This window comes from Mycolicibacterium pallens, from assembly GCF_019456675.1.
Classification (GTDB): Bacteria; Actinomycetota; Actinomycetes; order Mycobacteriales; family Mycobacteriaceae; genus Mycobacterium; species Mycobacterium crocinum.
Window position 1 is genome coordinate 2,456,225 of the sequence record NZ_CP080333.1, and the last position, 24,327, is coordinate 2,480,551.

Genomic DNA, 24,327 nt, shown 5'->3' on the forward strand with positions numbered 1-24,327 from the left:
CCTAGTTCGAAATGGATTATGCGGTAGGCAATTTCACGTCGACCCACCCAGCAACATAGCTGTCTGGCACGCTGCCACACGCGTTCTGAGTGCTGCATACGAACCAGTTGGCGGTGCTATTTATCGTTGGCCCCGTCTTGATTGCGTACTCGGTGAGGGCGCCAGCGGTTGAGTTCGGGGGGATTTTGATGTCTCCTGGCGAGTACGGACCCGTCCCGGGTGTCTCGGCAGTGGTCGGCAGGGCTACATCAACCCAGTTGTCGACTTGGTCGGCTGTGAGCCACATGCCGCCAATTGCAGGGTCGAAACCTAGCCAGTCGCCGAACGCGGTGACGTTCGGCGCGTAGATGGCGCGCCGTGTCCCGTCAAACTCCGCTCGAATATCGCCGGCAACCGGAGCAGATGCTGGGTCGATCGCGACAGTCACGGGCGAATTCGATGTAAAGAAACCGTCGGTAACTGTTGCGGTGAACGTGTCAGTTTGGTCGGCCCCAACCTGGGCGGCATTTTCGCGTGCGCCTGCGGTGGGGTAGTAAGTGAACGCTCCGGATCCCGGCGTGACCACGATGTAGCCGTGGGCCGTCGAAGTGGGCGCACTGTAGGCCAGCACGTCTCCATCGGCATCGCTGGCGGTGATCTGGCCCGTGACAGCTCCGTTGGCGGCAGGAGCATCCGTGGTGTAGTTCAGGATGCTCGGCGAACTGTTGGGAACGAGAAGGTCGTCCCAGCCCGCCACTTGTGAACTCTGGGCGAAGAATGCTCCCGTGGTTGGCGTGGCGACTAGCCATGCCTTGGGGGCGAACAGGGCATCGGATTCGTCGAAGATGGTCCGGATGGCCACGTCACCGGTTTGAGGATCCCACTTGACTGAGTTGGTGGGATAGCTCACGGACGGGCTAATGGGAACGGTGACCGGAACAGCTCCGACGAGAAAGAGTGGGTCCCAGCCTTGCACCTGTGACGTCGAGGCAAGTGTTGCCCCGATCGAGGAGCTGGCTACGAGCCACGCCATGTTGGGGTAGGTGCTCTCATCGAAGGATGTACGGATGGCGACATACCCCGTCGAGGGATCGCGCAAAATGTCGCCTTGCACGTAGGTGGCCAGGGCTGGGCTCACTGCCACAGTCACCGGCACGACAACGGCACCACCATGGCCGTCAGTAACCGTTACGGAGAACTGGTCGAACAGATCGGTGCTAGTTGCTTCGGATAGGTATGCGTCTCGTCGAGCGTTGGCAGTTGGGGTGTAGGTAAACTCTCCGTTTGCCGTCACGGTGACGCTGCCGTTACCGGCGCTGGAAACGCTGTAGCTCAACGTATCGCCGTCGAGGTCGCTTACATCAATGATCGTCCCTGATACCTGTCCGCTGACGCTATTAGTCGAGCGATCGGTAACGCCACCCCCAGTGGGGTTGCTGTTGGAGGGCGTTATCGAAACGACGATGGTTGTGCTACCGCTGCCGCCGTAGCCGTCGGTGGCGCTGACGGTAAAGGTGTCGGATCCCGGGGTTGTGGATCCACCGCTGCTGAGACTGTGGGCGTAGGTGGGGTCAGGAGTGAACAGGTAGCCGCCTGGTGCGGTGGTCACGGTGCCGTGACCGGCTGCCAGGCTGGTGGTGGTGGCCACGGTGTCGCCATCGACATCTCCCTTAACGACCGAAATCGTCGTAGTGCCATCGGCGTTGGGGGTGGCAGTCACGGTCAGAGTGGGATTGGCGTTTGTCGGGGTGATCGTAACGGCAGTCGAGGAACTGGTTGTCCCGCCGTGGCCGTCGGTGCCAGTGATCGTGACTGTGTCTGAGCCGGGTGCCGTCGATCCTCCGGTAATGAGACTGTGCGCATAGGCGGCATCCGGGGTGAAGGTGTATCCACCTGGGGTGGCGGTGAGGGTGCCATGGCCGTTGGCGACCGTCGCGGTGGTGGACACACTATCGCCGTCAAGATCGCTCTTGACGACTGAGATCGTCGTGGTGCCATCGACGTTCGGAGTCGTGGTCACCGTCAGGGTGGGCGCGTGGTTGACTGGCGTTACCGTGACGTTGAGGGTGCGATTACTGGTCGTACCGGAAGTGCCGATCAGTCCAAAGGTCAACAAGTGCAGTAGCCCGGGCAGCCCGTGGATAGCGAAGCCGCTCGCGGCATCGCTGACCGACACCGTGAACGTATCTGGACCGCCGGTCAGGTGCGCCCAAGTGGCATCAGGCGTGTAGGTATAAATGCCGCTGGCCTGATCAATGTGAACCGTGCCGTGAACCGGCTCCTTGATGATCGAGTAGGTCAACGTCGGGCTATCGGGGTCAACGGCTCCCAGCTCTCCAGTTATCACACCCGAACTCTTCTGACCGGTCTGGTGAGGGTTGAGTGTCGGAGTTTGGTTGTTGAAAAACGCATTTAGGGATTGGAAGAAGCCGGTGACTGGATCAACACTTGCCTGCGCGTGGATGATGGGTCGTTGGTCACTGGCTACCGAGGCTGCAGAGGCTGTGACCAAAGCTTGCGCCTGGATGGGTGGACCGGAGAACGTCCCGCTAGGGCTGGCAGGCCGCAGGGTAGATCGTCTCCGTAGTGCGGAAGCAGCCACCGGTTGCTCGGTCGATGACACAGCTGCGACTGCAGCGGCAGCAGAGCCGGACCCACTCGTCGTCGTTCTGGGCACCACTGGTTGCGATGACGATTGCGCCGTGCTTGTGGACGTCCTGCGCTGGTGACCTCCCACCATGGTTTTCGGGGAGCTGTGCTTACTGGCCGGGCTCGCTGTGGCCGACGGTGAGCCATCCGACGATCCGGGGCCCTCAGCATGTGCAATTCCGGTTCCGGTCGCCAACGCCGCACCGACCCCGAGGCTCAGTGCTCCGATACCCAGCCACCCGTACGGCTGACGGTGTACCCGAGCCCGATGCCGACCGGCCCCACGCTTGCCATGATTCAATGCCACAAGATCCCCCCGGTAATCAGCGACTGGGACAATTAGTACCAGCTAGCTAACTCGTTTACATAACAAACGGGCATTATCGCGTCGCGACAAGCCGGGTTCGGCCTGGCGCGTGCTCAGCTCATAGTCCTCTCGCCGATTGACAGGCGTTCCTGGCCCCTACTTCACCGCTGTGAACGCGGCCCGTCCTCAGACCCTCGCAACTGCGGCATCAGATGCTCACGGCGGAGTATTTGCCCATTCATAGCTCACAAGGTGCGAAAGCGGGTGTCAGATATAGCATTTGAGCTGCGAATACACGTGGTGCGCGATACTGGGATTGAAGTAGGCGGTCTCGGTGTTCCTGGATTAATTGTCTGATCAGCGCAGATGGCCTCTGAACTGCTGACACGCTGGACAGTATCGCGTGAGCCAAGCGGAGTCAACCGGAACATGCCGTATGCTCATGTGGCACGTATTTGGCACGAAACGGGTACTGGGTTCGTCCCATTGTTGCTCCGGTGAGGCGGCGGATTTGGCACGCAGTTTGGCGCGGGACACCGACAAGCGGGAGAAGCGCGGCTTCGGCAACATTCGCAAGTTGCCGTCCGGTCGGTATCAGGTCAGGTTCACCGATCCCGACGGCAATTACATCAAGGCTCCGAAGACTTTCGCCGCCAAGGTCGATGCCGAGGCATGGCTGACTGACCGCCGACGCGAGATCGACGCCAAGCTGTGGAACCCGGCATCTGTGGCCCAACCCGAAAAGGTCACCTTCGGCGCCTACGCTGCCACGTGGCTCGCCGGTCGTCAGGTCGCTGGCCGTCCGATCAAGGCGCGTACTCGGGAGCACTACCAGGCCATCCTCGACGACCACCTACTCGAAACCTTCAGGAATCGACAGCTTGCCTCGATCACGCCGAAAGATGTTCGCGAGTGGTACGCCGCGACGCTTGCGGATCGGCCAACTATGCGTAGCCACGCCTACAGCCTGTTGCGCACCATCATGGGTAGCGCTGTCGCCGACGAGCTGATCGACGCAAATCCATGCAGGATCACCGGCGCGGGCCGGGCCAAGCGAGTGCATAAGATTCGACCCGCCTCCGTTGACGAGCTGGCCACAGTCACAGCGGCGATGCCCGAGCGATTACAGCTCATGGTGACCCTGGCGTCCTGGTGCGCTCTTCGCTTCGGCGAGACGGTCGAACTGCGGCGGGGGGACGTCGACCTATCCGATGAAGTAATCCGCATCCGACGCGCAGCGGTGCGAACCAACGGTGGCACATTCGACATCACCACGCCGAAATCAGACGCGGGAGTGCGCGACGTCGCCATACCGCCGCACATCATCCCGCAGATTGAGTCACACCTGTCGAAATTCGTTGGTCGCAAGCGTGACTCGCTAATCTTCGCGAACGAGACTGGTGGCCACCTGCAGCCGTCGACGCTATATCGACATTGGTATAGAGCGCGGGACACGGCTGGCCGCGGCGACCTCCGCTGGCACGATCTGCGGCACTCCGGCGCCGTCTTGGCCGCCGCGACCGGGGCCAGTCTCGCGGAGTTGATGGCGCGACTAGGTCACTCGACGCCCCAAGCTGCGATGCGGTATCAGCACGCGGCGCAAGGTCGAGACCGGCAGATTGCCGCGCTGCTGTCGAAGATTGCAGAGAACGGGGGAGCTTGATGCGGCCGGATGCGGCGACGGTGCTACTGGTGTGCGGCATCGACAACTGTCACAAGGTCGTTGGAGAGATTCGCGGCGATAAGGCGTTGATGCACAATAAGTTCGGTGACCGCACCGTCCCTTACACGCCTCGGCACACAGAGGAGAGCCTCGGCTTCCCGCCCGGAACGGTTCTGCGCGACGCCCGCACCGGCGAGACCCTGGAGCAACAACAGGATCGGAAGTTCGACGACCTCGACCGCGAGACACTTCGGTATGTCGAGGATGACCGCCGGGTCGCCCGGCGTTACGACGCGGGCTCGCAAGAGATCTCAATCGACCTAGTCGGCCACTTCGTTTGTCCCGAGCACGGAGTCGTCGAGCTGCCAGACCCAGACGCGGTAGTAGAGCGCCTGCGGTCATTCGTTGCCAACACGCAGATCGGCAGCAGGCGGAAATACTTCATGTTCCGCGGATAGCTCGTACACTTCACGGCAGAGACCTCGCGGTGCGCGAAAGCCCGGTTCCAGTCGGGCGCGGTGTAGGCAACCGAATCAGCCCAGAAAGGCTGGTTCCGTGGTGCCTCAATCCACACCATCGGCTCGTCGTCGCTACGTCAAGATCGCTGAGGCGGCCGAATACCTCCAAGTCACCGATCGCACGATCCGTCAGATGATCGCGGACGGGCGACTGACCGGATACCGTAGCGGCGGCCGTCTGGTCCGCCTCGACCTAAACGAGATTGACGGCGCAATGAAGCCGTTCGGCGGTGCCGCTTGAACGGCAGAAGGCCGGCCCCGCCACAGGACCGGCCCTCAGACAACATCACCGATACCGCCAAGTCTAGCGCCAGCCGGCCGCAGGAGGCGCACGCCGACCTCGGACTCGTCGACGAAGATCCGGCCGGTGGTGACCGATGAGTGCTCAGATCCCGCCCATAGGCCCGCATCCCAGCGTGGACGTGCTGCTGGTCGGTGCGGCGCTGTGGGAGTCCGATCATCTGGCGCTGGTGTCGCTGGCGTTCGTTCGGGATGACGACATTGAGAACCCTGCGCTTGCACAGATTCTCGCGACGGTGCGCTCGATGGTCTACGCGCACCAAGCGCACAGCCCGCAGCTGGTGCTCGCCGAGCTGAAACGAGCCGGATCGTTGACCCCAGCCGTGGCCGAACAGCTCAAGGCCGCAACCACGTCCGGTGCTGACCCCGCTGCAGTGCGCCAGTACGCGATCGCCTCGGTGGCGGACTCGTTGCGACGTCGGACTGCCGCGGCAGGTGCGGCACTGTCTGCCATCGCCGAGGGTGCTGAGGCGGATATTGCTCCGATGGTCGAACGGGCCGCCACCTCTGTGCGGGATTGCGCCGACCGTCTTGCCACCCTGCGGGGTAAAGATGGGTAGCGAGCTATTCAGCGACCCGGTGTTTCGTGGCACCGCGGTCGAACCCGATTGGCCCGCTGACGATCCCGGACCATCGCAGCCGCCGCCGGAGGAGCACGGACCGCCGGCATTGGCCGAACTCTTGCTTTCTCGATCGGCACTCACCACTCTGCCCGATCCCGAGCCCCTTATCGACGACGTACTCGATCGCGGAACCGTCGCACTCCTGTACGGGATGTGGGGTACCGGCAAGAGCTTCATTGCATTGGACTGGGCCGCCAGCGTGGCCACAGCACGACCGTGGCAAGCGCGGATGACCGAGGCGTGCCGGGTTCTGTACGTGGCGGCCGAGGGCGCGTTTGGCCTCAAGGCGCGCCTACAGGCCTGGGAGTCGGGCTGGCAGAGGACCATCCCCGACGGCACCTTCGATGTGCTCCCTCGGCCAGTCAACCTCACCCACTACGGCGACATGAACGGACTAGCCGCGCTGGTGGAATGGAACGGCTATGGCCTCGTCGTCATCGACACGCTCGCGCGGTGCATGGTGGGCGCCGACGAGAATTCAGCGAGGGATTGCGGGGTTGTCGTCGATGCTCTCACTCGGCTGCGCGAGCAGACACCCGGCGGTCGCGGCGTGGTGTTGGGGGTGCACCATAGCGGCAAGGATGGCCGGACCTTCCGAGGATCTTCGGCATTCGAGGCCGGCGCTGACACGGTCTACTCAGTGTCGCGAGACGCCGAGAACGGCTCCATCATCCTCAGCCGGGAGAAGCGAAAAGATGGCCCTCAACAGGACATTCACTCGCTGAAACTCGATCCGATACCCGGCACCGGCAGCGTCACAGTTGCCGCGTCTCACCCCCTGCGACACGAGCACCGATCTGACGCCCTGCTGTCTCACTTCGCGTCTCACTTCGCCGATACAGGTGCGACGGCAACGGCATTGCGGGATACGAGCGACCTGCAGCGCGCCACGTTCTACCGAGCACTGAATGACCTCGTAAAACGAGGCGATCTCATCAACACCGGCACAGATCAACGCCCCTTCTACAAGTTAGCGGTCAAATGAACTCTGTCTCAAGCCGTCTCAGTCTCGTCTCACCCGACCGTCTGTCTCATCTCACCCCCGGTTCTATAGAACCGGGGAGTGAGACTGAGACGGTGAGACGGGAGTCGGAATACGACCCCCTGATGCTCCCTCTGCTCGGCGAGATCGCTCGTCACTGGCAGCGCATCCATCCAGGCGATCTAACCGCGCCAGAAGCTTTGCGGCTTTTAGGCGTGCTGACCGACATCTCCGAGAGAATTGAGGGCGGCCGATGAGAATCGACGCCGCCAAGAACCACATCGACGCCGAAGTGTGGTCGCAGGAGAGATCTCCGCGGGTGCGCTTCCGTATTGGGTGGCAGCGCTACACCGCGACCGCCGACGAAGCAGTCAAGTTCGCAGAGGAGCTGCTGCGTGTCGCCGAGGAGGTGCGCAATGCCTCGTGACGTCCTCGAACTGCTGCATTTGCGTTGGCGTGCAGCGCAGTTCCACCTGGCCCACACGCTGCGTGATGGTCGACAGACCCGCGGCTTGCGGGGTGCGATGCGTATCGAGGGGATCACTCCCGGCGACTTTGTCGAGGAGCTCGAGCTGCTGCGCAGCGAGTTCGGGCGCAATCCGACTGGGCAGGCGTTGACCTCCCTGCGTCGGGAGATCGATCGGCTCTGGCTCGAGATGCAGGTCCGGTCATGATCGAGCGAGTCAGCGGCGTGCTGCTGGGGCCGGCCGAGGCGCAATACCTGCTCGATGCATTCGATGTCCTCCTGCTGGATCGCCACCCAACCCCGCCACTGGCCGACTTCATCGCGCGGCTGCAGAGGGTCGCGAAACTTGCGCTATCGCAAGAAAACACTCCGCCTAGCGCAAGAAAAGTTGACGCGCAACAGGATTCGAGCCACATTGCCCAGTATGACCTCGTCGGCAGTCGAGAAGCGGCCAGCATCCTGGGATGCACGCAGTCGAATGTCCGCGATCTTGCGCGCCGGGGGCGCCTACCGCGTCACCGTGCCGGTCGGGGGTGGGTATATCCGGCGGCTTCCGTTGTCGCCCTTGCCGAGAAGCGGGCAGCGCTGCGGAGTTGAGCGTGGCTGAACTGCGGATCTACGACAGCATCGGCCTTGGTGGCATCACCGCAGCTCGGTTCGCAGATCAGCTCGAAGCAATGACCGCCCCGACACTGGACATCCGCATAAACAGCGAGGGCGGCTCTGTCTTCGACGGCATCGCGATCCACAACGCCATCAAGCGCCACCCGGCTAACACCACCGTCTACATCGACGGACTGGCCGGCTCGGCGGCCAGCTTTATCGCGATGGCGGGCGACGAGATCGTGATCAACCGCTACGCCAAGATGATGATCCACGACGCCAGCGGCATCGTCGTAGGCCGCGCTTCCGACATGGGCGCCATGGCGAACGTCCTTGACACGCTGAGCCAGACCATCGCGCAGGTCTACGCCGACCGCGCAGGCGGCACGCCAGACCACTGGCGCCAGGCCATGCTCACCGAAACCTGGTACAGCGCAGACGCGGCCGTCACCGCAGGCTTGGCCGACCGCGTCGAGTCGGCAACCACGGTGCACAACAACGCGGTTCCGACGCAACTCTCGCGCGCCGTAGCGGTCGCTGCGGCAAGGCGTGCACGAAACCACCGACTCACCGCCGAACTGAAAGGCTGAAATGTCCACCACCATCACGAACGCGTCGGTTTATGACCCGGGCGCGAACATCACGGCCGAGGCCACCGCCACCGTCACCGCACGGACGTTCCTCGCGATCTCCGGAAGCCGTACGAGCGGCGGCAACATCGCCGTAGCCCCGGCCACCGCGGCCGGCCGAATCTGCGGCGTCGCTGGCAATGACGCAGCATCCGGTGATCTCGTGACGCTGATCCGCGGCAACTCCCGGGTCGTCAAGGTCACCGCCGGCGGAAGCATCGCGGCCAACGCCGAAGTCGAAGTCGGCGCCAATGCGAAGGCCGTCACCAAGTCCAGCGGTGTGGCTGTCGGATATGCCATCACTGGCGCATCATCCGGCGCCGTCGCCGAGATCAGCTTGTACTGAGAGGAATCGAGATGACCAACGCACTTATCCCCGAGCTGAACGGGCGCCGGCTCACCGTCGACATCGCGCTCAAGCAGCCGACCATCATTCGGGCCAAAATCGCCCAACTCGCAGACTCGCAGATCCTCCTGCCCAAGTTCTTCCGGCACCTCGGCGTGCCGATCCAGGGCGGCGGGATGCTTTACACCGTCATCCAGGCGTCGGATTTCTTCACCAGCGACGTCGAGAAGCGCAACGCCCTGTCGGAGTACAAGGTGGTCGAAGGCGTCGACCCCGACCCGACGCTGGCCAAGGTCGAAGACTGGGGCGGCAAGTTCCAGATCGGCCAGGAGACGCTTCTACGCAACGACGTCAATTACCTCACGCAACAGAGCACCCAGCTCGCGAACACCATCGCCCGCAAGCTCGATGTCAAGGCGATCGCCACCGTCGAGGCAGCGATCAGCGGCGCCAACGTCGTCACTGGGCATGACTGGTCGAATCTCGTCACCGTCGGTGACCCGACGACGCTGACCCCTTCCGGCGAGCTGCCCACCGCGGACCTCTCCGCTGCCCAGCTCGCCTCGGATCTGCAAGAGCTCGGCGTGAAACATGATCTGCTGGTTGTGCATCCGAACGAAGCACACAGCCTGCGCGTCGCGTACGGCGACAAGCTCCAGAGCATGCTCGATAGCGCCGGTGTAGGCCTGTTCTCCAACCCGCGCATCACGCCGGGCGTCGGCTGGGCAATCGAGTCGGGCCAAGTCGGCACCGTCGGATTCGAGGCGCCCCTGACGGTCGATGTCTGGGAGGACAAGGCCACCCGCTCCTGGTGGGTCCAGGCCTACGTCGTGCCCGCTATGGGCGTCGATCGCCCCTTTGCTGCAAAGAAACTGACCGGCCTCGCCGGATAAGGAGGAACCATCATGGCGCTCACCTTCGACGACTAGCAGGCAGCCGAACTGCTCGAGACCCTCGGTTTGCCCACCAACACCACCGACATCGCGGTCGCTCTGGCGACAGCTAAGGACGCCGTCGCCAACGGCGGGCCCGCGGACCTGCAACCGTCAGCCATCGTGGCTGCAGCCAAGGCCGCCGGCCTCGAAGCGATGGATGTCGCCACCGCTGAGGCGCTCCGTGCCGAGGCCGCGGAGGGCCGACAGATCAAGGCTACGGTGGCGCGCCAGCGCATTGAGGAAACGGTCACCAACGCCGTCCAGAAGGGCAAGATCACCCCGGCCCGCAAGGATCACTGGATCAACCTGCTCACCGCCGATCCCGGCATGGGCGAAGTGCTGAACAACCTGCCCGACGAGATGGCTGTGCCCTTCAACGAGATTGGCCACAGTGTTTCCAACGAGGACGGCTCGCCCAACATCCCGGCCGACCAGTGGCAGTGGTGATATGGCACTCGGCGCATTCCGCCGGGGGAGGGAAAGCCTGATTGGCGGTCTCGCCTGCGCCTGGCCGGCCCCCCAAAGAATGTTCGGGGTGGGTACCCCATCGGCCAAATGACCGCGATTCAGGATTTTTTTACCCAGGCCGAAAATCTTTCCCTGGACAGGGGCGCGCTCACCGACCCGGACGCTGACCGACATCGGGAACACGCTTGCGGAGCAGGCGATCCTGGCGCTGGCCGGCAAAGCGGACGGTCGCGAACTGCCTGACGCCGTCGCCGAGTGGCGCACACCCTTTCTGGCTGGGCTGTCAGATACCCTCGACGACGCCGACGTGATTTCGGTGGTCGAATGGCTCGTAACGGCGGATTCGAGGGCCTCTCGACTGCTCTGCAGACCGCGTTCGGTGACCTCTATCACAACCCCGAACTCGTCGACAAGCTGTGCGCAGACCCGCACCGAATCGCAGATTTCGTCGACGATCCGCTGCGGCTGGAGTCACCGTTTCCAACCCTCGTTTGGCATACCACCGCGGCGACAACCGTGGCCGGCGTCCTGATACCGGCTGGCTAAACGCGTGGAGTTATGCGTCGGGCCGCGAGCGTCAATCAGGTAAGCGGTCACCTCGAATTCGGTGCAGGGCCTCACCGGCGCCCCGGTCGCCATCTCGCGGTGCTGGCGCTCACCGTGTTCATTGAGGAATGGCTAACTCTGTAGTCCTCCAGCTGTCAGTCCAGAATCCCCAGACTCCGTACACACCGCGAAAGATCTCAACTGGGCTTTCTCCTCAAAAAACAGGGCCTCTGAACGCTCCTCAAAAAACAGGGCCTCTGAACGTGAGGTCTCTGTGGTTTCCGCGTGTTTTGTGCCCGGCCTGACTCAGGAGTAAGAGAAGATCTTTTCCGACATGCCGGAAAATCAGCCGCACACAAATGACTGTGACGCCTACCGAGCACAACACTGGAGCGTCCGCGCGGCGAGACCGCTGTGCGCTGAATCAGTAGCTATCGTCATCAGCGCTTGGCAGGCTGGCGCCAGGGTTGGAAATATCTCCGCTGAGAGGTTGGCACAGGACCTATCAGGCCGGTACGAGCCCTTCTCAGTGCAGCTCGTTGGTGAGCATACTGGCACAGTCCGACTGGACGGCAGCGTTTACGACGACGCACAAGCAGGAGAGGCGGGCGATCCACCTGAGCCGGTAGGTGGGCTCATTCGCAGGTTCAGCCGGGACGTAGAAACCTCAGAAATCGTCGCCAACCATGACCTGCTCTATCTTTACCCGAGGGCACGTCGGCGGGGCTTCTCGACGAGTCTGTGGCGGGAAATCGAGCCTTACTATCGGGCGTCCGGTGTTGCGAGGGTTGAACTGCAAGCCACCCTCGAAGACGGAGGCTACGTTTGGGCAAGAGCAGGCTATGACTGGGATCCGACCCCCTGGAAGCTGGAAAGATCGCTGGAAAATGTCCGCAAAGTCGCCGAGCGGATGGAGTCACATCCCGCCACGACGCCAAGTGACCAGGCACTACTCCGAGCCGTCATCGACTCGCTCCACGTCTACATAGATGACTTGCCGTCTCCACAGCGGTTGGCGGGGTTATCGACCGCAGACGCGCCCAATCTAGGCAGAACCATGATGCGTCGGGCAGAATGGTATGGAGTGCGTTACTTGTGAAAGGGAGGTGGCTACCACATGGGTATCTACCAAGACCCCCGCATGGTGGCGCTCCGTGCTGCGCAAAGCCGCGAAAATGCCAAACTTTACGATCAGTTCTTGCGCCTCCACCCTGAGCTCGACGGCTACATAGACCGCGACGACTGGACGCCAGCGGAAGATGAAGCCTTCAGAGAGTTCGCGGCCTCCGTCGTACACAGGCACGCGCAAGAGAGACAAGCCCTCGTTACAAAGCTCGGCGGTAAGCCGTCGCCGCTGTCCGAATTCCAGTTTGCTCAGGCAATCGCGACGGCCTGTCAGCGCTAGTCGCTGAGTTCCGACGCCTGGGGATATTCCGCGCACGATGCTGTCGGGACGAAACCCCTGATCTGAGCGCCGACCATGCGCGAGACTCGGCCACATGGCGTGGGAGTGGGTCGCCCCTGTGGCGACAGCGACAGTAGCGATATCAATCGGTGGGGCCGGCATTTTTTTCACGTGGCTGACTGGTAAGCAGGCCCGCGATGACGCCAGAGCGAGCGCAAGAGAGGCCCGCGAACAAGAGCGGCTTGAAAACGCCTACATAGGCATGCTGGACATGGCCGAGCGGGTCGGGCAGTGGGTACGGATGGTGTATCCGCTGTGGGACACTGTCCCGCCACGACCAGTCCCTGCTGAATTGCCTTCACTGGCAGAGCAAGCGCACACGCAGGCGCTCGTCAACGCATTCGGGTCTGGTGACGTCCGTGTGCGCATGAAGGACTGGCAGGACGTCGTTCAAGACGTCCTTGTGACCGTTCAGCAGATCCAGTGGGAAGAGGCGGATCGTGAGCGATACTCGGAGGAGAGTCCAAGGCGCACGCTTGAGCGATTACGAGGGTCGGAACGCATCGCGCGCGAAGCCCTCACCGATCAAGTGGCGGTCGAGCTTGGACATCGCATTGCGTGAAAGCCGTTGTTTTGCAGTGAATTCCGTTGGGGTGAGCAATAGTTTCGGTCGGGTTTCGGTCGGGAAAAAAGACTCGTGACGTTCGTCGCGACTCGTTACCCACCTCCCCGTCAATATTTCTGGTGGGGTCGAACCGTCGGCGACCGGGCAATGCAGCGCATTGCTGTGGTTCCGCACCCGGCTCACACGTGGTGATCATCCCAACGTGTTTCGACTGATATCCATCCCGACGACGGCCTAACCGATCGTGTCAAGCGAAACCACTTCCGTTACATGGCCGGCGGCTATACAAAGGGCAACCCGACGGCGCTGAGTTTCGTCTGCAGATTGATGTCACTGGTGCCGACGTGCATCGCGGATGCCGGGTGTTGCGACTGCAGCAACAACGCTGAGGCGACGAGGCGATCGTCTGGGACGGTTAGGTCAAGCCAGTCTGGCAGGGCATCTGAGCGAGGTTCGATGTGTTCGAACTTCGCTGTTACGTCGCCCTGTACGCGGACCCCAATACGCATGTCGCCGTTGGTGCGAAGGCCCTTGAGTCGCCTTTCCGCGCGCTTGGCGCCTTCGCGCACAGCTTCGTTTCGCCCCGCACGCTTCAGGTCGTCGATCTCCCGTAGCACGACTGGGATTAGGTGGACGACGTACCTGTCTCCGAGTTCGCCGGTGTAGGCAGCGAGGTCGGGGTTGTCGATGAGTGCGTTGGTGTCTACGACGAGCCGGACAAGATGTTCATCGGCTGGCAGCAACTCCACCAGGGCGCGTAGCGATTGGATGTGGTTTTTGATCGTCTGAAGCGCTTCGGCGATAGTTGCTGGGACGGAGCGGCTCTTGCCACTGCGAGTGAGCCAGTTCTCCAGCCGGTCGAAGCTCTTGTCGAGCCGGTTAGTCACCTTGGGTGTGGGGTGTGGAAAGAGGAGCCGGAAGCGGGGCTGCCAGTCCCGGATCTGACGGAGCAGTGCCATGCGGGCAGATTCGAGATCGTTGTCGCTCGACTCCCAGCCCCACTTTGCAGCGCCAATAAAGATGATCCCGCTGCCGCTGCGGTTGGGGTCGATGTTCTTGATGCTGCTCGCATTGAGGATATCGACGTATGCGCGCTCGATGACATCGAGTTCGGCCAGTAGCCGCTCGACGTATGTCATCCGCTCAGTGGCCCCCACCTTTGCATCTTCGCCCACCCAGGATCCCCTCCGCCTTCTGACCCCTAGAAAATATGCCGTTCGACGACGCCAGCTAGGCGAGGTTACTTGCCCAGCTTGGCAGGGGCCGGTGGGGGCCGCCACGACAGACATAGACAACGAGAGCGACCCCGGCCACCCATGTTCCGTGGGGCAGCCGGGGTCGGTGCCAGTTGGTCAAGCGCTGAGTCGGTCGAGCTCGTCGGCGGCTTCAACGATTGCGGCAGCGACCTGGCGCGCCACCGCGCTGGTCATCTGTCCATCGTTGAACTTCTCGTTCGAGTCGACTGTGATCTGCCAGTCGGTGTGGCCGTTGCTGTCCTGCCACCCGCCGATCCTGACATCCATATGTCCACAGGTGCGCTTGGTGCCCTCGAAGATTCGCGTGGCGGGATCGCCCGAATCCCACAAGTCGCCAGCCCAGTCGCCGACAAACGTGGCGCCGGGAGGTGGTGCGATGTGCGCGTAGCGCACCGCGGCGGCGTTTCGCCACGCGAATTCCGTTGCCGTGAATATCAGGGAGCTGCGATGGTGCTCGGGATCAACGGGTAAGCCATCGGCGCGTGGCGGGATCTCGGGATGAGCTTCCCAGTGTTCGACGTAGGCAATCTGCTCAGGCGTGAGCTGGTCGGCGAGGTCGCGCCAGCTCTGGACGGTGTTGTCGGGCGATGTGGTTGAAGTAGTCATGCCGTGCACTCTCCTCGATGGGTCTGACACCGAGGCCGCCGTGACAATCTGGCATGTATTTGGCACAGAGTCAGTCAGAAAAGCTAGAAATAGGCTCTGACCTGCATAATTACTGGTGCGCGATACTGGGATTGAACCAGTGACCTCTTCCGTGTCAGGGAAGCGCTCTCCCGCTGAGCTAATCGCGCGGGACAAATCTCTTGGAGGTGGAGACGGGAATCGAACCCGTGTGCACGGCTTTGCAGGCCGTTGCCTCACCACTCGGCCACTCCACCGTTGGGTCTGATGCCGCACTTGCACCTTCGAGCGGATGACGGGATTCGAACCCGCGACCCTCACCTTGGCAAGGTGATGCGCTACCAACTGCGCTACATCCGCACGCCTCGAACGAGATCGTCGCTCGCTGCGAAGCACGACAATAGTCGACGCAAGCGAAGCCACACAAATCCCCACTGTTCACGTGTCGCGACGAGCGCATTCCAGGCGGATGGCCTTGCCGTGCTAGTGTTCCTGGTCGGCGAATTCGACACCTCCTGGTGTGCGCCACCCCCGGTCTCGTAGCTCAGTGGGAGAGCGTCCGCCTCACACGCGGAAGGTCGCTGGTTCGATACCAGCCGGGACCACCACATCATCGCTGTCGTAGGGGCCCATCTGACCGCGTCAGGGTTGGTCCGCGATCCGCCGCAGTTCCCCTGCCAACTGGCGGTCGTCTTCGGCCATGCGTCGGTGCCGTCGGGCGCGCTCGAGGTGGTAGTCCTTATTCGGACTGGTCGCTGCGAGTCGTTCGCATGAATCCGCGAGCCGATCTTGACTGAGCGCGGACTCATCCATGCTGTCTGCGGCTTTCAGCTGAGCTTGTTTCACCGTCGGAGGTTTCTCCGGTACCACCCCGCCATCATGTCCACTAACAGGGCTCGATAAACCTGCACCACCCGAGAGGTTCCGCCGCCGACGACGTAGGCGATTCAAAAGGCTTGTGCCCGAACGCATTCAGCACCAGTCGGGTCGCCGAGAATGCTCACGCCAATTGCCTTCGCGCACCGCCGCCGAGTGTCGCGGCGGTTCGAACGTGTTTGCGTTGTGCACTGTTGGGGTACAAGACATCCGGGTTCAGATTCGAGCCGCGGCGAAATGAGCAAGCGGGGCGGATCGAGGTAACCCGATGTCCAGCGTTGAAACGCGCAATGAGTACGCCGATGTGGATGGCATGTTCCGGCGTCTGCAGGACTTAGCTGACGGTAGTGATGAATTTTTCCGTCAGCGCGAAGAGATCATCGAGCGGATGCTTCCTGTGGCCAAGCATGTGGCACGGCGCTTCCGGGGCCGGGGTGAGGAATACGACGACCTCTTCCAGGCCGCTTCTGTCGGCTTGGTCAATGCCGTCAACCGCTTCGATCCCGACAAAGGCACCGAGTTCCTACCGTTCGCCGTCCCCACCATCATGGGTGAAGTTCGCCGGCACTTCCGTGACCGCGGCTGGGCGTTGAAGGTTCCGCGTCGACTGAAAGAACTTCAGGGCCAACTGATTCAAGCCCGCGCGGAGCTATCGCAACGCAGCGGCCGGGCGCCGACGCCGTCCGAACTTGCCGAGCACCTGGGCATCGATCGTGAAACGGTGGTTGACGCCCTCATCGCCGGCAGCAACTACTCCACGCTGTCGACGGACGCACCCGCCGGCGGGGACGGGGACGGTGCGACGCTGTCGAGCTCGCTGGGATGTCTGGACGCCGGGTTGGCGAAGGTGGTCGACGTGGAGACGGTGCGCCCGCTCATCGAGGCGCTGCCTGAGCGCGAGCAAACCGTGTTGATGATGAGGTTCTTCGGCGACAAGACTCAAACGCAGATCGCCCAGCACCTCGGCATTTCTCAGATGCATGTGTCCCGGCTGCTGAACCGCACCTTGGCGATGCTGCGCAGCCAGGCTGGGCCGGAGGCGGACTCGCGACCGGTCCGGCCTGCAGTGGCGCACCCCGCGCGGCGGGCACCGCGAGCAATGGCGAGACCGCCGAAGACGGTGGGTGCCGCCGCACTCGCGTCGTGAATCGGTGATGCTGCCTTAGGCGATCATCGGGTCGATCGCAGACCGCGGCACCAGCACGTGCAACGCCCCGGCCGAGGCGGGCAACAACACGCCCTGGTCGAAGAAGAAGATCACGCCGTCGTTGACCACCGCGAAGTTCTGGTAGTTGGCGGGGTTGTACAGCGCTCCCGGCGCGAACGCCAACGGCGGCGGGGGAGGCGGCGGCGTGGTGGTGGTCGTCGGTGTGGTCGACGCCGGCTGCCCGGGCGGTGTGGGGGGCGCGACCGGCGGCGGGGGTGCGAGCTGCTGCTGCAGCTCGGACTGGATGATCGGCGCCACGGTCTTCAACGGATCGTCCACGCGCCACAACGGCGTGTTCTGTTTGTCGTCCGGCGCGGCCGTGTAGATGATCGCCTTGCGGTAGGTCTGATCCCAGTTGAACGCCTTGTACGTGGTCTGAGAACTCGCACCGCCGACCTTCTGGGTCACGGTGAACACCACGGCCTGCGTGCCGCGAGGCGGAACCGCCGAGCTGTACTCCGCCGGCTTGATCGTCAACGACGACGGCGACCCGCCGGCCTTGGCGGTGTTGATGAACGCGTCACGCGTCTGGGAGATGTAGTCGGCGACCGACTTCTGGTCGGGGTAATCCAGCGGAATGCTGATGTCGACGCTGTACGCAGGGTCGGAGAGCTGGATCTCGCACGTACTGCCGGTGTTGCCGCCTTTCAGATCGGCGCAGTAATCCTTCGGCGCCGCGGCCGCCAGCCCGGGAGAGACGGATATGGCGGCAACCGCGGCAACTACTGCCACGCTGAGAGAACGCATGGGAAAAACCTCCAAGCACACGCGGCGTGCGCCGCGACCAACGATCATCGTGTGCCACGCCAGCAAAGCGCCCCGACGGCATCGGCGCTACACAGCGTAGTCGAGGTCCTCAGTCCAGATCGGCGAGCGCCTTGCGGGCAGCTTCCAGTTCGGCTTCGAGCGCGGCGACCTTGGCGGCCTGCTCCGAACGCGCCTCTTCGATGACCTCGTCGATCGGAGTGGCCAGATCCTCATGCAGTTCCTTGGCCGCCCGGGACACCGCGGCCGCGGCAACCGCAAGGTTACGAGCCACGAAGACCGTGCCGCGCTTGAGATCAGCACGCCACTCACCGTCGGCGGTACCCGTCACCGTGAGCGTGAGCTCGATCGTCTTGGTCTTCTTGCCTGCCTTCTTAGCCGGCGCCTTGGCGGGCTCGGAAGATCCCGAGGGCGACGGCGCCGGGGATTCAGGTGTCGTCGCTGCGATCGGGCGAGGCGCCACGTCCGGCGTTTGGGCGTCGGTGGACGGCGCGTAGGTGTCTACAGTCATGGTCACGTCGAATCTCCTCCTGGACAGCGGCTGGTGATGGCGTCCAGTAGAACATACGTTCGATGTCCGGCCAAGCGCAGCAATGCGCGTGTCGGAATCAGTATCCAACTGATTCAACCGCGAATTACGTTGTCTCCGAGGATGTTCGACGGTGGCGACGACTTGCTCAGCCGTGCGGCGCCTCTGAAATCTTGGTGTCTTCCTTGCCCATTGTCTGGCAGTAGAGCGTGACCGAAGTCTTTGTGGCGGTGATCTCCAGGTTCGACGGATCCTGCCCGCTCTTGTCCTTGAGCATCTTGCTGACTTCGTCGTTCTGCTTCTTCTCGTCCTGAGTCAGGAAGTCCTTGCACTTGGTGTCGCCACCGGTGTTGACGATTTCCGAGGCTGAACAGCCACTCAGGACGACGCCCACCGCCGACGCCGCAAGCACGGAATGCACGATTCGCTTCACTGGGAACCTCTTTCGGTTGGGAAACGGCACGCAGATAATTCACAGAATCGACGATTTCGAAACTCGGCGGCGGTTTCGCCTGGGTGGCGGCGTGTGGTGAAGCCGCTCAGATCGTGTGGCCGGTCATCCGTACATCCGTGGTCGGGCTTGGAGTCCGCAATCGCGACACCGTGATCCGTGCGCCCCGTTTGGGCTCGAGGATCACGTGTTTGACCCGTTGGTTTTCACCGCGCGCCGTTGTCGTCTCCAGCTCGACCCGGCGCAGCACCTCGCGCAGTACCACCCGCATCTCGGCCATCGCGAACGTCGCTCCCAGGCAGCGGCGCGCCCCGCCGCCGAACGGCAGCCACGTCGTCGGGCTCAAGGTGGCGCCGATCATCCGGTCCGGGTCGAAACGGTCCGCGTCGGGATAGACGCGCTCATCGGAATGCACCAGGCCCACGCCAGGCGCCACCATGACCCCGGCCGGTAGGTGATACCCGCCAATTTCCACGGGCTGCTTCAAGATTCGGCCGACATCGAATACCACGGGCCGATTGCGTAGGGTCTCCTTGGCCACCGCGTCCAGGTATTCGTCGTCGCCCGCGTCCGCAGCGCGTACCGCCTTGGCCAGCACCGCGGGATGGCGCGTCAGCCGCTCCAGTGCCCACGACAAACCCGTCGCCGTGGTGTCGTGGCCGGCGACCAGCAGCGTCATCAACTGGTCGCGCAACTCGGAGTCGCTCATCGTGCGCCCGTCCTGATCGGCCGCGCGCACCAGCATGGCCAAGGCGTCGGTGCGCGACGCCAGGTCGGGATCCGCGCGACGCTCCGCGATTTCGGCATACAGCAGACGGTCGGCCTCGTCGATGCGGCGGCGCACCCCGCGCCACGGCAGCTTCGTCTGCAGGCCGGGCGACCCGATGGCGAGCAACTCGAAGGCCGACAGGTTCAACAGCCTCGGCAGCACCTCGCGCAACGCGGCCAGCCTCGCCGGATCGCTCGCACCAATGACCAGGCGCATGATCACCTCCAGGGTGATCTGAGACATCTTCGGTGCCACCGAGAAGGGCTTGCCGACCGGCCAGCTCGCGATATTGGTCGCCGCGATCTCGGCCATCACCTCGGTTTGTCGTGCGACGGCGTCGCGGTGGAACGGCTCCAGCATCAGCCGCCGTCGGTCTCGGTGGACCTCATCGTCGACCACCAGCACCGACGCCGGACCGAGGAGCCCCGATAGCATCGAATTCGCTTCGCCCGCATGGTAAATCGCGGGGTCGCCGGCGAAAACCTGCTTGATGTCGGCCGGGTCGTCCAGGTACACCAGCGTGCCCATCTGGGCGATTCGCAGCGTGAACGTCTTGCCGTAGCGCCGACGGCAGGCCGACACGAAAGGCGGCCAATAGCGCAGCATCAACGCGGCCTGTATCGAAGGCGGAAGCGAGGGTCCCGGCGGCAGCGTCGGCGACGGCTTATTAGACATGAGTCCAGTATAGGAAGGTGACCGCTCGAGACTGCTGAGATCGACGAATTGCAGCGGTTTACCCGCAGTTTCTCGGCGGTTTGTGGGTTTCGGCGCGGAGGGTAGGGTTGAAACATCAACTAGCCGGACGGCGGAAAGCCCATGGTGACCACTGATTTCTCCACCCGCAGCGACGAAGCGGTCGAAGCCGAACGAGTGCGGGCCCTGCACCGGTACGCGATCCTCGACACCGAACCCGACCCGGCGTTCGACCGCATCGCCCGCGTGGCTGCCCGCTCCCTGGACAAGCCCATCGCCTCGATCACTTTCGTCGACGAGGACCGCATCTTCTTCAAGGCCATGTACGGCGTCGAGGGCGTCACCGAGATCCCGCGCGACGCCGGGCTGTGCAATGTGGCCATCCGTGACCACCGCACCTACGTGGTGCGGGATGCTGCCGCAGATCCGTACGCGTCCCGAAATCCGAGTGTCACAGGCAGATTCGGTATCCGGTTCTACGCGGCGGCGCCGATCACGACGGCCGACGGCCATCAGCTGGGCACCGTCAGTGTGCTCGACACCGAACCGGGCGACGTCACCGACGACCAGCTGACCGTGCTGGAGGATCTCGCCGCGATGGTCATGACCGCACTCGAGCAGCGGCTCTCGGCCCTGACGACCGTGCGTGCCGAACGCGAGCTACGCGACACCGCGCAGGAGTACGCCGCCGTGCTGCAGCGCGCCCTGTTGCCGTCGGCGCTGCCGGCGATTCCCGGCTTGTCGATGGCCGCCCACTACCACCCGGCCGCCTCCGGAGGGGTGGGCGGCGACTTCTACGACGTCTTCGGCGTGGCACGCAACGAGTGGGCTTTCTTTCTCGGCGACGTCGAGGGACACGGCGCCGGCGCGGCGGCCGTCACCGCGCTGGTCCGGCACACGCTGCGGGCCGCCGCACAGCACTATGACGACCCCACCGACGGCCTCGACGAGCTCAATGCCGCGTTGATCGCCGATGCCGAAGAACGACGGTTCTGCACCGTCTTGTCGGGCAAGCTGCGGCCCGAAGCAGACGGCTTCCGAATCACCCTGGCGACCGGGGGACACCTGCCGGCTCTGCTGCTGGATCGCGACAGCGGGGCCATCCGACCGGTTCGCTCGTCGGGCGGCATGTTGATCGGCGCAGTCGCAGACGCCACATTCGAGGCGTGCGAGACGTTGCTGAGCCCCGGTCAGACCCTGCTGCTCTACACCGACGGGATCGTGGAAGCCCGGCCCGACGGGCACACCACGTTCGGTGAACCGGCGCTGCGGCTTTTCCTGGCCGAGCGGGTCGGAATGCCCGCCACCCAGCTGGTGGCAGAACTGGCCGAACTGGTCGCTGTACTGCGTCCCGACGACGATGTGGCGTTCCTGGCGCTCACTGTCGTTGACGCATCCGCTGGCGCGGTGCGTTAGCCTGGGAAGGTCGGCCCGGTAGAATTTTGGGCGTAGACAACGCGCCGCAAGCAGCTCGGCGCAAAGAGCTAGTAAGTTCTTGCCAGGTTCAGACGGAAGCCTCGCAGGCATGATGTGATTGCGAGCGCGCCGTCCGGCGCGCGTAGTGAGGTGAATCTTGGACGAACAAGCCACTGCCACCACCGGCACAACGACAGCGGCGAATACCGGCTGCGTCATCAACGAGGAGTGGTTCGGGCGAACTGTCGTCATATCTGCAACGGGCGTGGTCGACATGCTGACCTCGCCTCAGCTGGAGGCCAGCATCGCCACCTCGCTGACGAAGAACCCGGGCGCCATCATCGTCGACCTGTCCGAGGTCGACTTCCTGGCTTCGGCCGGAATGGGCGTTCTGGTCGCTGCCCGTGACAAGGCGGCGGCGGAGATCGGCTTCGGCGTCGTGGCCAGTGGGCCTGCGACAAGCCGGCCGCTCAAGTTGGTCGGATTGGCCGACATCATCGGCCTCTACGCGACACTCGATGAGGCGCGCGCCGCACTTGGTGAGTAATTCTCGGAAGTTGGGTATAAGAGATTTGCCATGACGACACCGAGTTACTCAAGCCCCTCAGCCGACGGTGACCGCTTCATACGCAACGATGTCGTCGCTGACGCGCACAACGCAGCCAGGGTTCGTGACGAGTTCGCGACCTGGCTGCGGGCCTGCGGTGATATCGACCGAGTTCGTTTCAGCGACGTAGTGCTAGCGGTCAACGAGGCCCTGGCCAATACGGCCGAGTTTGCCTACCTGCTCAAAGGCGGGGTCGGCACCATCGACGTGGAAGCCGTCCGCGACGGCGACAACCTGACGGTCACGATCGCCGATCAGGGTCACTGGCGCGAGTCCACGCCCGCCACACAGAGTAGGTCGCGCGGCCGCGGCATCCCGTTGATGCGCGCCCTCGCTGATCAGGTCACCATCGACTCCTCGGCGCTGGGCACCACGGTGTGCCTGCGCTTCGAGCAGTTTCACGCCGTCCAGGACGCCGCGGACGACGCCAAAGTCGGATAGCTTTCAGGCCGGCTCGTAGCGCAGCATCGTGACGCCGGCATCGGGATAGTCGAAAAACACCGGCGCCAGGCGCATCCCCACTTCGAGGTCCGCCGGTTCGGCGTTGACGATCTCGGTGGAGAACCGCGGTCCCTCATCCCATTGCACGACCGCCAGTAGCTGGGGCAGATTGTCGGCAAAGTGCGGTGCGACCGGCCGGTAGGCCACGGTGAAGGTGTACAGCGACGCGGCGCCGGAGATCTCCCGCCACTGCAGATCGTCGGCCAATGTGCCCGGTGCGAGCACCCGGGGATAGAACACGTACCGCTGGGTTGACGGTGAGTACTGGATCCGGATCTTGTGTTCGGCCAGTGCGTCCCAGAACGGTTGGGTGGTCGGCGTTGGGATCGGCATCGGCCTGTCGAAATCGCCCATGGCTAGTCGCCTTCCAAGACGAGGGTGGTCTGTTCGCTCAAGATGCCGCCATTACCGGAGACGAATGCGCGGTGGCAGTCCTTGACCTGGGTGGCGCCTGAGCGGCCCATGATCTGGCGGGTGGCATCACAGATGTGGTGCATTCCGCCGGCCGTGCCGGCCTGCCCGTAACCCAGTTGCCCGCCGGCGGTGTTCATCGGGAAATCGCCGCGGAACGTCAGATCGTGCTCGGCGACGAACTGCAGGCCCTTGCCCTTCTGGCAGAACCCGGCGTCCTCCAAGCTGAGCAGCACGGTGATCGTGTAGCAGTCGTAGATCGACACCATGTCCATGTCGGCCGGTGTCAGCCCGGCCATCGAGAACGCCGACGCCGCAGCCTTGATCATCGGCGTCTGCAGGAGATCCTGGGCGTAGGTGGGCGTCTTGTAGGGCACCCGCTCGCCGAATCCCTTGATCCACACCGGCCGGTTGGCGCTGCGGCGGGCCAGGTCGACATTGGTCACCAGCACAGCCGCGCCACCCATCACCGGCATCACGATCTCCAGCATGTGCAGCGGTGCGGCGATGACGGGGCTGTTGATCACATCGTCGACGGTGATCGGTGCGTTCTGGAAGATCGCCCCCGGCGTGTGATTGGCGTTGACCCGCTGGTCGGCGCTGATCTTGGCCATCGTCCGCTCGTCGTAGCCGTAGGTGGCGCCGTAGAGCGTCGCCACCTGGCCGTAGGGGCCGTTCTGGCCGAGATTGCCGTAGGGGATCTCGAATTCGGCCTGCGGCGAACCGTATCGGTTGCTCGACGCCCCGAAGTACATCAGCTCGCTGACATCCAGTGGTTTCTGCGCGCTCACGGGGGTCAGCGGGGTCGCGGGGATCACGCACAGCACCGCGTTGCACAGCCCCAGCTCGATGGCCGCCGCGGCGCGCCACACCATCGCCACGGCGCTGGCTCCGCCCAGGTCGACCATCTCCGCGAAATTGGCTTTGATGCCCAGGTATTCGATGACGGTGGACGGCACGAAGATCTGCGACTCCTGCAGATGCGTGGTGCAGATGCCGTCCACATCGGACGCCGACAACCCCGCGTCGTCCAAAGCGGCTGCCGCCAGTCGCGCCCACTGCTCGAGGGTGAACTCCAGCGGGCCGGTCGGTCGCTTGGTGGAGGGGAGTTCGGTGTAGCCGACGATCGCGGCCTCTCCGCGCAAGCCCATACCGCTGTCCTCCAACTCATTGCCCAA

Annotated in this window: 28 protein-coding genes and 4 tRNA genes; 20 read left to right on the forward strand and 12 right to left on the reverse strand. The window is 63.6% G+C overall.

Features of this window, described 5'->3' with window-relative positions:
• Positions 1-16: 16 nt before the first annotated feature.
• Positions 17-2,719 (reverse strand): cadherin-like domain-containing protein, encoded by a 2,703-nt coding sequence (locus K0O64_RS12050; RefSeq protein ID WP_096311233.1) that lies wholly within the window; start codon positions 2,717-2,719, stop codon positions 17-19.
• Positions 2,720-3,458: 739 nt separating this feature from the next.
• Here K0O64_RS12050 and K0O64_RS12055 point away from each other — a divergent pair.
• From K0O64_RS12055 to K0O64_RS12125, 15 genes are all read left to right on the forward strand, one after another.
• Positions 3,459-4,598, forward strand: coding sequence for a tyrosine-type recombinase/integrase (locus K0O64_RS12055; RefSeq protein ID WP_225933697.1), 1,140 nt, complete (start codon positions 3,459-3,461; stop codon positions 4,596-4,598).
• Positions 4,599-4,627: 29 nt separating this feature from the next.
• Positions 4,628-5,056 (forward strand): hypothetical protein, encoded by a 429-nt coding sequence (locus K0O64_RS12060; RefSeq protein ID WP_220046397.1) that lies wholly within the window; start codon positions 4,628-4,630, stop codon positions 5,054-5,056.
• Between the two features lie 97 nt (positions 5,057-5,153).
• Complete coding sequence (locus K0O64_RS12065; RefSeq protein WP_096311235.1) at positions 5,154-5,357, forward strand: excisionase family DNA-binding protein; 204 nt, start codon at positions 5,154-5,156, stop codon at positions 5,355-5,357.
• A 136-nt stretch (positions 5,358-5,493) separates the two neighbouring features.
• Positions 5,494-5,976, forward strand: a complete 483-nt coding sequence (locus tag K0O64_RS12070) for a hypothetical protein (RefSeq protein ID WP_096311236.1) — start codon at positions 5,494-5,496, stop codon at positions 5,974-5,976.
• 109 nt (positions 5,977-6,085) lie between these two features.
• A complete protein-coding gene (locus tag K0O64_RS12075; RefSeq protein WP_164520060.1) occupies positions 6,086-7,024 on the forward strand; it encodes an AAA family ATPase in 939 nt (312 codons plus the stop codon).
• 250 nt (positions 7,025-7,274) lie between these two features.
• Positions 7,275-7,448, forward strand: a complete 174-nt coding sequence (locus K0O64_RS12080) for a hypothetical protein (protein ID WP_164520061.1) — start codon at positions 7,275-7,277, stop codon at positions 7,446-7,448.
• Positions 7,438-7,695, forward strand: a complete 258-nt coding sequence (locus K0O64_RS12085; protein WP_096311238.1) for a hypothetical protein — start codon at positions 7,438-7,440, stop codon at positions 7,693-7,695. Before K0O64_RS12080 ends, K0O64_RS12085 begins: the two co-directional genes overlap by 11 nt.
• Positions 7,692-8,084, forward strand: a complete 393-nt coding sequence (locus K0O64_RS12090; RefSeq protein WP_096311239.1) for a helix-turn-helix domain-containing protein — start codon at positions 7,692-7,694, stop codon at positions 8,082-8,084. The genes K0O64_RS12085 and K0O64_RS12090 overlap by 4 nt, the downstream gene beginning before the upstream one ends.
• Before the next feature lie 2 nt (positions 8,085-8,086).
• The gene (locus tag K0O64_RS12095; RefSeq protein WP_096311240.1) at positions 8,087-8,680 is read left to right on the forward strand and encodes a head maturation protease, ClpP-related; all 594 of its coding nucleotides are present in this window, start codon (positions 8,087-8,089) and stop codon (positions 8,678-8,680) included.
• A 1-nt stretch (position 8,681) separates the two neighbouring features.
• Positions 8,682-9,065, forward strand: coding sequence for a capsid cement protein (locus tag K0O64_RS12100; RefSeq protein WP_096311241.1), 384 nt, complete (start codon positions 8,682-8,684; stop codon positions 9,063-9,065).
• 11 nt (positions 9,066-9,076) lie between these two features.
• Positions 9,077-9,958 carry a major capsid protein gene (locus tag K0O64_RS12105; RefSeq protein ID WP_096311242.1) on the forward strand — a complete coding sequence of 294 codons (882 nt, stop codon included), beginning with the start codon at positions 9,077-9,079 and terminating at the stop codon, positions 9,956-9,958.
• Positions 9,959-10,024: 66 nt separating this feature from the next.
• Positions 10,025-10,447, forward strand: coding sequence for a hypothetical protein (locus K0O64_RS12110; protein WP_230986019.1), 423 nt, complete (start codon positions 10,025-10,027; stop codon positions 10,445-10,447).
• Between the two features lie 345 nt (positions 10,448-10,792).
• Complete coding sequence (locus K0O64_RS12115; protein ID WP_096311244.1) at positions 10,793-11,014, forward strand: hypothetical protein; 222 nt, start codon at positions 10,793-10,795, stop codon at positions 11,012-11,014.
• 1,117 nt (positions 11,015-12,131) lie between these two features.
• Positions 12,132-12,419, forward strand: a complete 288-nt coding sequence (locus K0O64_RS12120; RefSeq protein ID WP_096311245.1) for a hypothetical protein — start codon at positions 12,132-12,134, stop codon at positions 12,417-12,419.
• Between the two features lie 118 nt (positions 12,420-12,537).
• Positions 12,538-13,041, forward strand: a complete 504-nt coding sequence (locus tag K0O64_RS12125; RefSeq protein WP_125477430.1) for a hypothetical protein — start codon at positions 12,538-12,540, stop codon at positions 13,039-13,041.
• Positions 13,042-13,325: 284 nt separating this feature from the next.
• Here the strand turns inward: K0O64_RS12125 and K0O64_RS12130 are convergent, their stop codons facing one another.
• The 5 genes from K0O64_RS12130 to K0O64_RS12150 form a co-directional block, all read right to left on the reverse strand.
• On the reverse strand, positions 13,326-14,183 hold the full coding sequence (locus K0O64_RS12130) for a PIN domain-containing protein (protein ID WP_096312821.1): 858 nt from the start codon (positions 14,181-14,183) through the stop codon (positions 13,326-13,328).
• Positions 14,184-14,396: 213 nt separating this feature from the next.
• Complete coding sequence (locus K0O64_RS12135; RefSeq protein WP_096311247.1) at positions 14,397-14,906, reverse strand: hypothetical protein; 510 nt, start codon at positions 14,904-14,906, stop codon at positions 14,397-14,399.
• Between the two features lie 113 nt (positions 14,907-15,019).
• Positions 15,020-15,094, reverse strand: a tRNA-Val gene (locus K0O64_RS12140).
• 13 nt (positions 15,095-15,107) lie between these two features.
• Positions 15,108-15,181 (reverse strand) — tRNA-Cys (locus K0O64_RS12145).
• Positions 15,182-15,211: 30 nt separating this feature from the next.
• Positions 15,212-15,284, reverse strand: a tRNA-Gly gene (locus tag K0O64_RS12150).
• 173 nt (positions 15,285-15,457) lie between these two features.
• On the opposite strand from K0O64_RS12150, the gene K0O64_RS12155 reads away from it, so the two are divergent.
• Both K0O64_RS12155 and K0O64_RS12160 read left to right on the forward strand, forming a co-directional pair.
• Positions 15,458-15,532: transfer RNA gene (locus tag K0O64_RS12155), tRNA-Val, on the forward strand.
• A 536-nt stretch (positions 15,533-16,068) separates the two neighbouring features.
• Positions 16,069-16,947, forward strand: coding sequence for a SigB/SigF/SigG family RNA polymerase sigma factor (locus K0O64_RS12160; RefSeq protein ID WP_275085023.1), 879 nt, complete (start codon positions 16,069-16,071; stop codon positions 16,945-16,947).
• A 15-nt stretch (positions 16,948-16,962) separates the two neighbouring features.
• Here K0O64_RS12160 and K0O64_RS12165 read toward each other — a convergent pair whose 3' ends face one another.
• The 4 genes from K0O64_RS12165 to K0O64_RS12180 form a co-directional block, all read right to left on the reverse strand.
• Complete coding sequence (locus K0O64_RS12165) at positions 16,963-17,754, reverse strand: RsiV family protein (RefSeq protein WP_071949914.1); 792 nt, start codon at positions 17,752-17,754, stop codon at positions 16,963-16,965.
• A gap of 109 nt (positions 17,755-17,863) precedes the next feature.
• Entirely contained in the window at positions 17,864-18,283 is a 420-nt protein-coding gene (locus K0O64_RS12170; protein ID WP_174714181.1) for a DUF6319 family protein, read from the reverse strand.
• Positions 18,284-18,449: 166 nt separating this feature from the next.
• Positions 18,450-18,725: a hypothetical protein gene (locus K0O64_RS12175; RefSeq protein ID WP_372507923.1), complete on the reverse strand. Its 276-nt coding sequence runs from the start codon at positions 18,723-18,725 to the stop codon at positions 18,450-18,452.
• A 115-nt stretch (positions 18,726-18,840) separates the two neighbouring features.
• A complete protein-coding gene (locus tag K0O64_RS12180) occupies positions 18,841-20,196 on the reverse strand; it encodes a cytochrome P450 (protein ID WP_096311248.1) in 1,356 nt (451 codons plus the stop codon).
• Between the two features lie 141 nt (positions 20,197-20,337).
• On the opposite strand from K0O64_RS12180, the gene K0O64_RS12185 reads away from it, so the two are divergent.
• From K0O64_RS12185 to K0O64_RS12195, 3 genes are all read left to right on the forward strand, one after another.
• Positions 20,338-21,630 carry a PP2C family protein-serine/threonine phosphatase gene (locus tag K0O64_RS12185; RefSeq protein ID WP_096311249.1) on the forward strand — a complete coding sequence of 431 codons (1,293 nt, stop codon included), beginning with the start codon at positions 20,338-20,340 and terminating at the stop codon, positions 21,628-21,630.
• 157 nt (positions 21,631-21,787) lie between these two features.
• A complete protein-coding gene (locus tag K0O64_RS12190) occupies positions 21,788-22,177 on the forward strand; it encodes an STAS domain-containing protein (protein ID WP_083542646.1) in 390 nt (129 codons plus the stop codon).
• Positions 22,178-22,207: 30 nt separating this feature from the next.
• A complete protein-coding gene (locus K0O64_RS12195; protein ID WP_071945563.1) occupies positions 22,208-22,678 on the forward strand; it encodes an ATP-binding protein in 471 nt (156 codons plus the stop codon).
• Between the two features lie 3 nt (positions 22,679-22,681).
• Here K0O64_RS12195 and K0O64_RS12200 read toward each other — a convergent pair whose 3' ends face one another.
• Together K0O64_RS12200 and K0O64_RS12205 are read right to left on the reverse strand one after the other, a co-directional pair.
• Positions 22,682-23,092 (reverse strand): Zn-ribbon domain-containing OB-fold protein, encoded by a 411-nt coding sequence (locus K0O64_RS12200; RefSeq protein ID WP_071945561.1) that lies wholly within the window; start codon positions 23,090-23,092, stop codon positions 22,682-22,684.
• Positions 23,093-23,094: 2 nt separating this feature from the next.
• Positions 23,095-24,300 (reverse strand): thiolase family protein, encoded by a 1,206-nt coding sequence (locus K0O64_RS12205; protein ID WP_071949911.1) that lies wholly within the window; start codon positions 24,298-24,300, stop codon positions 23,095-23,097.
• Positions 24,301-24,327 lie beyond the last annotated feature (27 nt).

Coding starts and splice junctions, on each gene's coding strand:
- K0O64_RS12050 (WP_096311233.1), bottom strand. CDS start 2,719: ATGGTGGGAGGTCACCAGCGCAGGACGTCCACAAGCACGGCGCAATCG.
- K0O64_RS12070 (WP_096311236.1), top strand. CDS start 5,494: ATGAGTGCTCAGATCCCGCCCATAGGCCCGCATCCCAGCGTGGACGTG.
- K0O64_RS12080 (WP_164520061.1), top strand. CDS start 7,275: ATGAGAATCGACGCCGCCAAGAACCACATCGACGCCGAAGTGTGGTCG.
- K0O64_RS12085 (WP_096311238.1), top strand. CDS start 7,438: ATGCCTCGTGACGTCCTCGAACTGCTGCATTTGCGTTGGCGTGCAGCG.
- K0O64_RS12090 (WP_096311239.1), top strand. CDS start 7,692: ATGATCGAGCGAGTCAGCGGCGTGCTGCTGGGGCCGGCCGAGGCGCAA.
- K0O64_RS12100 (WP_096311241.1), top strand. CDS start 8,682: ATGTCCACCACCATCACGAACGCGTCGGTTTATGACCCGGGCGCGAAC.
- K0O64_RS12105 (WP_096311242.1), top strand. CDS start 9,077: ATGACCAACGCACTTATCCCCGAGCTGAACGGGCGCCGGCTCACCGTC.
- K0O64_RS12115 (WP_096311244.1), top strand. CDS start 10,793: ATGGCTCGTAACGGCGGATTCGAGGGCCTCTCGACTGCTCTGCAGACC.
- K0O64_RS12120 (WP_096311245.1), top strand. CDS start 12,132: ATGGGTATCTACCAAGACCCCCGCATGGTGGCGCTCCGTGCTGCGCAA.
- K0O64_RS12130 (WP_096312821.1), bottom strand. CDS start 14,183: ATGACATACGTCGAGCGGCTACTGGCCGAACTCGATGTCATCGAGCGC.
- K0O64_RS12135 (WP_096311247.1), bottom strand. CDS start 14,906: ATGACTACTTCAACCACATCGCCCGACAACACCGTCCAGAGCTGGCGC.
- K0O64_RS12160 (WP_275085023.1), top strand. CDS start 16,069: ATGTCCAGCGTTGAAACGCGCAATGAGTACGCCGATGTGGATGGCATG.
- K0O64_RS12165 (WP_071949914.1), bottom strand. CDS start 17,754: ATGCGTTCTCTCAGCGTGGCAGTAGTTGCCGCGGTTGCCGCCATATCC.
- K0O64_RS12170 (WP_174714181.1), bottom strand. CDS start 18,283: ATGACTGTAGACACCTACGCGCCGTCCACCGACGCCCAAACGCCGGAC.
- K0O64_RS12180 (WP_096311248.1), bottom strand. CDS start 20,196: ATGTCTAATAAGCCGTCGCCGACGCTGCCGCCGGGACCCTCGCTTCCG.
- K0O64_RS12185 (WP_096311249.1), top strand. CDS start 20,338: ATGGTGACCACTGATTTCTCCACCCGCAGCGACGAAGCGGTCGAAGCC.
- K0O64_RS12195 (WP_071945563.1), top strand. CDS start 22,208: ATGACGACACCGAGTTACTCAAGCCCCTCAGCCGACGGTGACCGCTTC.
- K0O64_RS12200 (WP_071945561.1), bottom strand. CDS start 23,092: ATGGGCGATTTCGACAGGCCGATGCCGATCCCAACGCCGACCACCCAA.
- K0O64_RS12205 (WP_071949911.1), bottom strand. CDS start 24,300: ATGGGCTTGCGCGGAGAGGCCGCGATCGTCGGCTACACCGAACTCCCC.